8 protein-coding genes are annotated in these 7,798 nt (G+C 67.1%); all 8 read right to left on the bottom strand.

Annotated elements, in window-relative coordinates:
- The coding region (locus ACTHLF_RS03850; RefSeq protein WP_440325026.1) for a beta-ketoacyl synthase N-terminal-like domain-containing protein at nt 1-225 on the bottom strand (225 nt) is incomplete at its 3' end.
- Nucleotides 225-1,451 (bottom strand): beta-ketoacyl-ACP synthase, encoded by a 1,227-nt coding sequence (locus tag ACTHLF_RS03845; protein WP_440325028.1) that lies wholly within the window; start codon nt 1,449-1,451, stop codon nt 225-227. The genes ACTHLF_RS03845 and ACTHLF_RS03850, both read right to left, overlap by 1 nt.
- A 32-nt stretch (nt 1,452-1,483) precedes the next feature.
- Entirely contained in the window at nt 1,484-3,847 is a 2,364-nt protein-coding gene (locus ACTHLF_RS03840; protein WP_440325024.1) for an MMPL family transporter, read from the bottom strand.
- On the bottom strand, nt 3,844-4,458 hold the full coding sequence (locus ACTHLF_RS03835) for a LolA family protein (RefSeq protein ID WP_440325022.1): 615 nt from the start codon (nt 4,456-4,458) through the stop codon (nt 3,844-3,846). Before ACTHLF_RS03835 ends, ACTHLF_RS03840 begins: the two co-directional genes overlap by 4 nt.
- Nucleotides 4,458-5,243, bottom strand: coding sequence for a glycosyltransferase family 2 protein (locus ACTHLF_RS03830; protein ID WP_440325020.1), 786 nt, complete (start codon nt 5,241-5,243; stop codon nt 4,458-4,460). The genes ACTHLF_RS03835 and ACTHLF_RS03830 overlap by 1 nt, the downstream gene beginning before the upstream one ends.
- Before the next feature lie 6 nt (nt 5,244-5,249).
- Complete coding sequence (locus ACTHLF_RS03825; protein WP_440325018.1) at nt 5,250-5,522, bottom strand: acyl carrier protein; 273 nt, start codon at nt 5,520-5,522, stop codon at nt 5,250-5,252.
- A gap of 385 nt (nt 5,523-5,907) precedes the next feature.
- On the bottom strand, nt 5,908-7,011 hold the full coding sequence (locus tag ACTHLF_RS03820) for a Glu/Leu/Phe/Val dehydrogenase dimerization domain-containing protein (protein ID WP_440325017.1): 1,104 nt from the start codon (nt 7,009-7,011) through the stop codon (nt 5,908-5,910).
- Between the two features lie 201 nt (nt 7,012-7,212).
- Nucleotides 7,213-7,548, bottom strand: a complete 336-nt coding sequence (locus ACTHLF_RS03815; protein ID WP_440325016.1) for a YXWGXW repeat-containing protein — start codon at nt 7,546-7,548, stop codon at nt 7,213-7,215.
- Between the last annotated feature and the right edge of the window lie 250 nt (nt 7,549-7,798).

The following is a 7,798-nucleotide window of genomic DNA, read 5'->3' as shown; positions in this document are numbered from 1 at the left end:
GGCGTATTCCGCCGCCTGCGGCAGGTACCGGCGCAACTTGCGCGGGGGTGGTTCCAGCGCGCCGAGGTCCACCGGCGCGGCGGTTCGGCAGCGCATACCCAGGGCCGCGTAATCCGGCATGTCGCGAAACCCATCGCGGCCGTCGCGCAGGCCGTCGAACAGGGCGGCCCGGCTCGGGCCCAGGCAGGACACGGCGCCCATGCCAGTGACGACGACACGCCGCATCAGGCGTGGGCCTTGAAGATCAGCGAGGTATTGATGCCGCCGAACGCGAAGTTGTTGTTCATCACGTAGCTTGCGCGGATCTCACGGCCTTCGCCGGTGATGTAATCCAGCGCGGCGCATTCCGCGTCGGGCGTCTCCAGGTTGATCGTCGGCGCGAACCAGCCACCGCGCATCATCTCGATCGCCCACCAGGATTCGAGCGCACCGCACGCGCCGAGCGTGTGGCCCACATAACTCTTCATCGAGCTGATCGGCACGTTGCCGCCCATGACGTCATGCGTCGCATGGCTTTCGGCCACATCGCCGCGATCGGTCGCGGTGCCGTGCGCGCTGATGTAGCCGATAGCCGCGGGTTCGAGCGCCGCATCGGCCAGCGCCATGCGCATGGCGGCGGCCATGGTTTCACGGGTGGGCTGGGTGATGTGCGCACCATCGGAGTTGGTTCCGAAGCCCACGATCTCCGCGTAGATGCGCGCGCCACGGGCGAGCGCGTGCTCGTATTCCTCGAGCACGAGGGTAACGGCGCCTTCGCCGACGACCAGGCCATCGCGCTTGCCATCGAACGGGCGCGGCGTGAGTTCCGGGGTGTCGTTGCGCGTGCTCGTCGCGAACAGGGTGTCGAACACGGCCGCGCCCGGCCCGGAGAGTTCTTCGGCGCCACCACAGAGCATCAGCTGCTGCTTGCCCTGCTGGATGGCTTCGAAGCCGTAACCAATCGCCTGGCTGCCGGACGTGCACGCGCTGGAGGTCGTGATGACGCGGCCCTTCAGTTCGAAGAACACGCCCACGTTCACTGCCGTGGTGTGCGCCATCATCTGGATATAGCTGGTGGCCGTCACGCCCTGCATGGATCCGGTTTCGAGCATGCGCCCGACGGTGCGCGCGGGCTCGATGCTCCCGCCCGACGAGCCGTAAGCGACACCCATGCGCCCGTCGCGGATGCGTTCGTCATCGAGCAGGCCGGCGTCGGCGAGCGCGCGTTCGCTGGCGGCGGTCGCAAGGAGCGACACGCGGCCCATCGAGCGCATCTGCTTGCGCGACCAGTGCGGGGGCGGGGCGAAATCATCCACGGGTACGCCCAGGCGGCCGTTCAGCGCGTCGAAGTAATCCCACTCGCCCATGCGGCGGACGACGTTGCGGAACGCGCGCAGGCGCGGCTCGATCGTGGCCCAGTCGTGGCCCAGGGGCGTAATGCCGCCGATTCCGGTGACGACGACGCGTTTCATCGCGCGACCTCCCATGGCGTTTGCCGACGTGTTCATGCGTGCTTCTTTACGGGTGCGGGGGCGCTCACCGGTGCCAGGAGCGCGGTGAAGCCGATCCCGAGCAAGAGGGTGAGCCCGAAATGTTGCAGGGCGGGCATCGTGCTCAGGGCGAGCAGGCCGAAGGAGAGCAGGGCGGTGACGGCCGAAAGCAGCACGCCCGCATAGGCGGCGCCGGGCGTATGCGCGGAATGCGGTTCGCCCTCGCGCAGGAATACGGCGTAGTTCGCACCCACGCCCAGGACCAGCATGAGCGCCATGAGGTGGAACAGCGTGAGCGGCTGGCCCAGGTAGCCGAGGGCGCCGACGCTCAGCACGATGCCGGCGAGCGGCGGCAGCAGTACGCGCAGCGCCCCGCGCGGCCCATAGCGCCAGGCGAAGGCGCCGGCGACCAGCAGCATGGCGGCGCCAAGCCATAGGCTCGCGAAGCCACGGTATTCCCCAAACAGCGTGGAGATGCTGGCAGGCTTGTCGATGACGGATACACCGGGCAGGCCCTCTACGGCGGCACGCATCCGTGCGACGTCGACGTCGCCCTGCGGCACCACGATGCTGCCCTTGTCCATCCACAGGTACTGGAACGGCATGTAAGCCGGAATTTTCTTCCAGTCCTCCAGCGTGAACGCCTTGCCCGGCATCGCCGCGACAAACGCATCCGACGTCGCGGCCTTGAACCCCGCCTCAACCATGTAGGAGCGCGCTTGCGCGCGATCCATGTTTCCGCAGGAGCCATCGCGCGCAAGGGCGCTCCCACAGAAGGTGTGGGTGATGGCGGCAAGGTTTTCAGCCTGGCGCTTCTGCGAAGGCAACATCCCGCTCACGCCCGTCCAGGCGATGCCTTCCTTCGTCAGCCGGTCGGTCAATGCTTCTTCATGCTGCAGCACTGCCTCGGTGCTATCGCCTTCGACGAGCCAGAACTGGCTGCCGCCGCCGAAACCGGCGATATCGCGGATCTCGTTGGTCTGCGCTTCGAGCGAGGCAGGCGGCGAGATCAGCAGGTGGATGTCGTCGTCGTGGCCCAGCTTCACCCAGCCCGGGATGGCGAGCAGCGCGAGGACGCCGATGACCGCGAACGCGCGACGCCCGGAGGCGATGCGCTGCCAGGCCAGCGCCACGCGGACGAACGGCGTGGCGAGCGGCGCGACCACGGGCTTGCGCAGCAGCGCCGGCAGCAGCCAGAACACGCTGGCGCAGGCCACCGCCATGCCCGCGATCGCGAACACCGCCATCTGCCGGAGCGCGGGGAAGGGCACCAGGGCGAGCAGGGCATAACCCAGCAACGAGGTCGCCAGGGCGAGCAGCAGTGCGGGGCGGACCTGGCGGACGCCGCGCATGGGTTCCCAGGCGGGGCCAGCGTTCGCGCGTGCGCAGAGGTACTGGATCGAATAGTCGACGGCCTCGCCGAGCAACGCAGCACCGAACACCAGGGTGAGCAGGTGGAGCTGGCCGAAGACCAGGATCGTAGCGACCACCGCGCCGATCACGCCGAGCGCAGTGGAGAGGAAGGCGATGGCCAGCGGCCGCATCGAGCGGAAGACGAACAGCAGCAGGACGGCGATGCCGATGGTCGAGGTAATGCCGACGACATGCGTGTCGCGCTCGGCGCCGGCACGCGCCGCCGCTGCGTAGAAGATCGCGCCCGTACGCAGGATGCGCGTGCCGGGATGCTTCGCGAGCACCTCGTGCTCGGCATGCTCCAGCGCGCCGATCGCGCGGCGCTGCACGCTATCGTCGTAGGACGAACCGTCCAGCGTGGCAATGACCAGCACGTAACTGCCATCGTCACGATGCGCTGTTAGCAGGTCGTCCTCCGGCACCAGCGTGGAGCGGTTCCAGGGCTGCCGGTCGAGCCAGTGCTGCAGCCAGCCGAACGGATCATCGCCAAGCTTCGGGCCGATCGTAGCGCCGAAAGGTTCGTTCAACCGGCGCTTCAGGGCCGAGACCGCGTCGAACCCGGGCGTGGCCAGTGCCTCGCGGTCATCCTGGGTGAGCAGGTGGAAGCGATACGGCAGGAAGGGGTTTACCAGCTGCTCCATGTCGAACGGGGGCAGCTCGGCGAGGACGTGGGCGAACACCTTGTCCTTCGACAAGCCGGCGCCAAGCTCGCGTGCGGCATCCTTCGCCGCTTCGTCGTCCTTGTTGGCGACGAGCAGGATCATGCGATCGCCGCTGGCACGGGCCAGGCGCTCCACCGCATCCTCCGCGGTCGCGTTGCGTTCGGTGGCCGGGAGCATCGCGAGGAGATCGGTCTGCAGTGGCGACGTGGCGCGGCCGAACAGAAGCCACGCGCCGAGCGCGCACACCAGCAGGGACGCGACGGCGAACGCCGCCGCGCGGAGCGTGGTCGGCGAACGCTTCATTTGATGCCGAGTACCTGGGCTTCCTGCTCGGTCAGTTCACCGGCGTCGCGCGTGTTGGCGAAGGTGATCGCGGTCTTCTCGCCACTGGCAAGGTTCACGTCGATGCCCTCGAGGAAGGCATCGCCCTGGAGGGTGATGCCGGCGAGGACGCGTGCGACGCGGGCCTGCTTCGGCACGAAATGCAGGGTCCAGTGTTCGAGCGTGCCTTCGGCGGTGATCGTGAACTGGCGCGCGGCTTCATCGGCCTTGCCGGCCAGCATGCCCTGCAGCATGCCGGAGACCTGGCTGACGCCGCGGTTGCCGTCACGCACGCGCTCGAGCTTGCCCTGGGCATTCAGCCGGCGCGCATCGCCCGAGGTGAACACGAGGGTGTCTTCGAACGGCTCGCGGGTGTGCCAGACCATGCCCTTGCCGACCACGAATAGAAGGTCGCCCTTGCTGACCTGTGGCTCAGCGAGATCCGGGTTTTCGCGGCGCTGGGTGAATTCGGCGCGCACCTGCTGGTGCTTGCCCAGGTGGTTCAGGATCTCGTCGACCGACGGCGGTGCCGCCTGGGCGTGGGCGAGCGGGGCGAGGCAGAGCAGGGCGAACAGGGCGATCAGGTGGCGCATCAGGCGGATTTCCGTGTGAGCTTGCGAAGGACCAGGCGCGGCGCGCGCGGCAGCATGCCCAGCAGGAGCCGGGTATGCATGGCCGTGATGCGGGCGTTGTCACGCCACAGGCGGAAATGGGAGAGGCCGTTCTCCGGGTAGATCACCCGGGTGGCGACGTTACGCACAGGCACCCCGCGCCAGAACAGGCGCACGGCGACCTCGGTGTCGAAATCCATGCGGGGTGGGAACGGCTTGCGGGTCATTTCCTCGCATGTCGCGGCCAGCGGGTAGAGGCGGTACCCGAGCATCGAATCCTTGATGTCGAAGGAGAGTGTTTCCAGCCACACGCAGGCATGCGTGAGGTAGCGCCCGTAGTAGCGCGCTTTCGGGATCGAGGCATCGTAGACCGGGCAGCCGCAGACCATGGCTTCCGGCGTGGCCTGCGCTTCGGCAACGAAGCGCGGCACATCGGCCGTATCGTGCTGGCCATCGGCATCGATCTGCAGCACGTGGGTATAACCGGCCTCGTAGGCGGCCAGGAACCCCGCGGACAGCGCCACGCCCTTGCCGCCGTTACGCGGCTGGCGGATCAGGCGCAGGTCGTCGCGCCCGGCGACCAGGTCGTCGAGGATGCGGCGGGTTTCATCGTTGGAGCCATCGTCCACGATGAGGACGGGCAGGCCGTGTGCGGCAAGCGCATTGGCCGTGGCCGCGATGGTGCGGCCATGGTTGTAGATGGGCACGACCGCGCAGGGCGCGAAACGACGATCCGCGTTGGCGCGCGGTCCGGCCGGGCCCAGCATGCCGCCTCAGCGCGCGAGAACGAGCTGCTGCACGGTGGCGACCACGTCGCCCACGGTACGCACGCTCTTGAAGTCTTCGGGCTTGATGCGGGTGCCGGTCATGTCCTGCACCTGGATGGCGAGATCGATCGCGTCGATGCTGTCCAGTTCCAGGTCGGTGAACAGGTTGGCGTCAGGGGTCACCTTCGCCGGATCGATCTCGAAGGTCTCGTGCAGGACCGATCGCAGGCGAGCCAGGATGTCGTCGTGGGTGAAGGTTTCGGCTGGGATCGCGCTCATAAGCTCGGTAAGTCCATTTCAGCCCCACCGCGCGCCTGGCTGTCCACACGGGACAAGAGCCTGGCAGCGCCGCCAGGGCGACGAAGGTCGTGATCTTGGATTGGTGGTCCCGCCCACGCGGCGGAAGTTTCCCCATGCACCCAAAAGCTTCGTAAAGGCAAAGCCTTACAAGAGCCCGGGGCCGGGCGAAGTGTAACAGATCACGGACGCTGGCAACCGGGATCGATGGATTCCGGTGCCGCTTCGTCGGGCGGGTCGTACACAATTCCCAAACACGGCTCTACAGCGCCGTTTCCGTGCGAGAGCTCGCCGGCCCCATGCCCGCGGCCAAGAAAAAAGCCACCGGCGAACCGGTGGCTTCGTTCACGACCCGGCAGGGCAGCGCTTACTGGCCGCGCATGCGGCCCTGGAAGCGGGGTGCACCGTTGCCCATGTGCGGCAGGCGGATCTTGCCGATGGCGCTGATGCGCTCTTCGGCCATGCGGTCCGCGGCCTTGTAGGTCGGGATGTTGTCGCGGCCGGAGATTTCGAAGATGCGACCGACGTTGTAGTAGATCGTGCGCATCATGCGCATGGCGCGCTCGCGGTTGTAGCCGTCGATTTCCAGCGACACGTTCATGACGCCGCCGGCGTTCACGGCGTAGTCCGGTGCGTAGAGCACGCCACGGCGGGCCAGCTCGTCGCCGATTGCGTCGGTGGCCAGCTGGTTGTTCGCGGCGCCGCAGATGATCTTCGCCTTGATGCGGTCGATCGTCTGCTCGTTGACCGTGCCACCCAGGGCGCACGGGCTGTAGACGTCGGCGTCGACGTCGTAGATTTCGTCGAGGCCCACGGCTTCGCAGCCCAGCTCATCGACGCAGCGCTGCACGGCACCCTTGTTGATGTCGGTGACGAACACCTTGGCGCCCTGCTCGCGGAGCAGCTTGATGAACTCGCTGCCCACGTGGCCGCAGCCCTGAACGGCGTAGCTGTACTTGCCCACGTCTTCGTTGCCGTGCTTGGCCTGCAGCGCGGCCATAAGGCCCTGCAGCGTGCCGAACGCGGTGAACGGCGACGGGTCGCCCGAACCACCGTGCACCTGGTGCACGCCGGTCACGAATTCGGTTTCGCGGTAGACATATTCCATGTCGTTCACGTCGATACCCACGTCTTCCGCCGTGATGTAACGGCCGTTGAGCGAGTTGACGAAGCGGCCGAAGGCGCGGAACAGCGCTTCGGACTTGTCCTTGGAGGGATCGCCTATGATCACGGCCTTGCCGCCGCCGAGGTTGAGGCCGGCCACCGCGTTCTTGTACGTCATGCCGCGCGACAGGCGCAGCACGTCGTTCACGGCGTCCTGCTCGGACTTGTACGGCCACATACGCAGGCCGCCCAGCGACGGGCCAAGCACGGTGTTGTGGATCGCGATGATGGCCTTGAGGCCCGCGTCCTTGTTATGGCAGAAGACGACTTCTTCGTGGCCCGTGTTGGCGATGGTTTCGAAAATCATCGAACGCAAACTCCAGTTTTCATGATTAGCAGCCCGCCCCCCTCAGGGGCGTACCGGCAGCCGGGGCTGCCGGTGGGGAAATGACCGTCCAAAAAAATCGCCCCAACCTTGAAGGAGGGGGCGAGATGTCGTGTCAGCTGCGTAGTCTAAACCGTTATTCGCGAGTTGGTAGATGCGGCGCAGCACGCAAATGTTAAGAATTTAGCGGTGCCAGTGCGGGTCACGCACCCAGACCTCGCGTTCGTAGTGGTATCCGCCACGGTACGGACGCCAGCCCGGGCCACGGTAGACATAGCCCGGACGGGCGGTCGCCCAGCGGCCACCCACCCACACGTAGCGCCCGCCATACCAGTTCCAGTAGCCCGGCGCCCAGACATAGCCGGCGCGCGGCGGCGGCACCCGTTCAAAGCGGGGCGGCGGCGGTGCGTTGCGGATGACGACCACTTCCCGCGCGGCGGCCGGCGGGGTGTAGATGGCGGCGCCCGCCGCCAGGCCCAGGGCGGCCACGGCGGCAAAAGTGCGGGTAAGGTTGCGCATGCGCTGTCTCCTTCGGTCTCCGCGGGAGTGCGGACTCGTGAGGAAAAACGGAGTGGCTGTCATCGGGTTGACCCTGCCGGTGTGAGATGTTCAGCTTCGTGAAAGCTATTCCAAAGGGAACCTTGGCAGCCTGAGGCTGCACAAACCCCGTGATGCAGACCTACCAGAACCGCGCCGCCACCATGAAACCCGCCCGCCGCTTTGGCGCCCGCACCGTCGCGACGCTGCTCGGCCTCCGCTTCGCCTACCG

Origin of the sequence: Luteibacter sp. (assembly GCF_051958795.1) — a bacterium.
In the GTDB taxonomy this organism is placed as follows: domain Bacteria; phylum Pseudomonadota; class Gammaproteobacteria; order Xanthomonadales; family Rhodanobacteraceae; genus Luteibacter.
Note: the sequence above shows the minus strand (reverse complement) of the source record. Positions and strands in the feature narration are given on the sequence as shown.

Coding starts and splice junctions, on each gene's coding strand:
- ACTHLF_RS03830 (WP_440325020.1), bottom strand. CDS start 5,243: ATGCTGGGCCCGGCCGGACCGCGCGCCAACGCGGATCGTCGTTTCGCG.
- ACTHLF_RS03815 (WP_440325016.1), bottom strand. CDS start 7,548: ATGCGCAACCTTACCCGCACTTTTGCCGCCGTGGCCGCCCTGGGCCTG.
- ACTHLF_RS03825 (WP_440325018.1), bottom strand. CDS start 5,522: ATGAGCGCGATCCCAGCCGAAACCTTCACCCACGACGACATCCTGGCT.
- ACTHLF_RS03820 (WP_440325017.1), bottom strand. CDS start 7,011: ATGATTTTCGAAACCATCGCCAACACGGGCCACGAAGAAGTCGTCTTC.
- ACTHLF_RS03835 (WP_440325022.1), bottom strand. CDS start 4,458: ATGCGCCACCTGATCGCCCTGTTCGCCCTGCTCTGCCTCGCCCCGCTC.
- ACTHLF_RS03845 (WP_440325028.1), bottom strand. CDS start 1,451: ATGAAACGCGTCGTCGTCACCGGAATCGGCGGCATTACGCCCCTGGGC.
- ACTHLF_RS03840 (WP_440325024.1), bottom strand. CDS start 3,847: ATGAAGCGTTCGCCGACCACGCTCCGCGCGGCGGCGTTCGCCGTCGCG.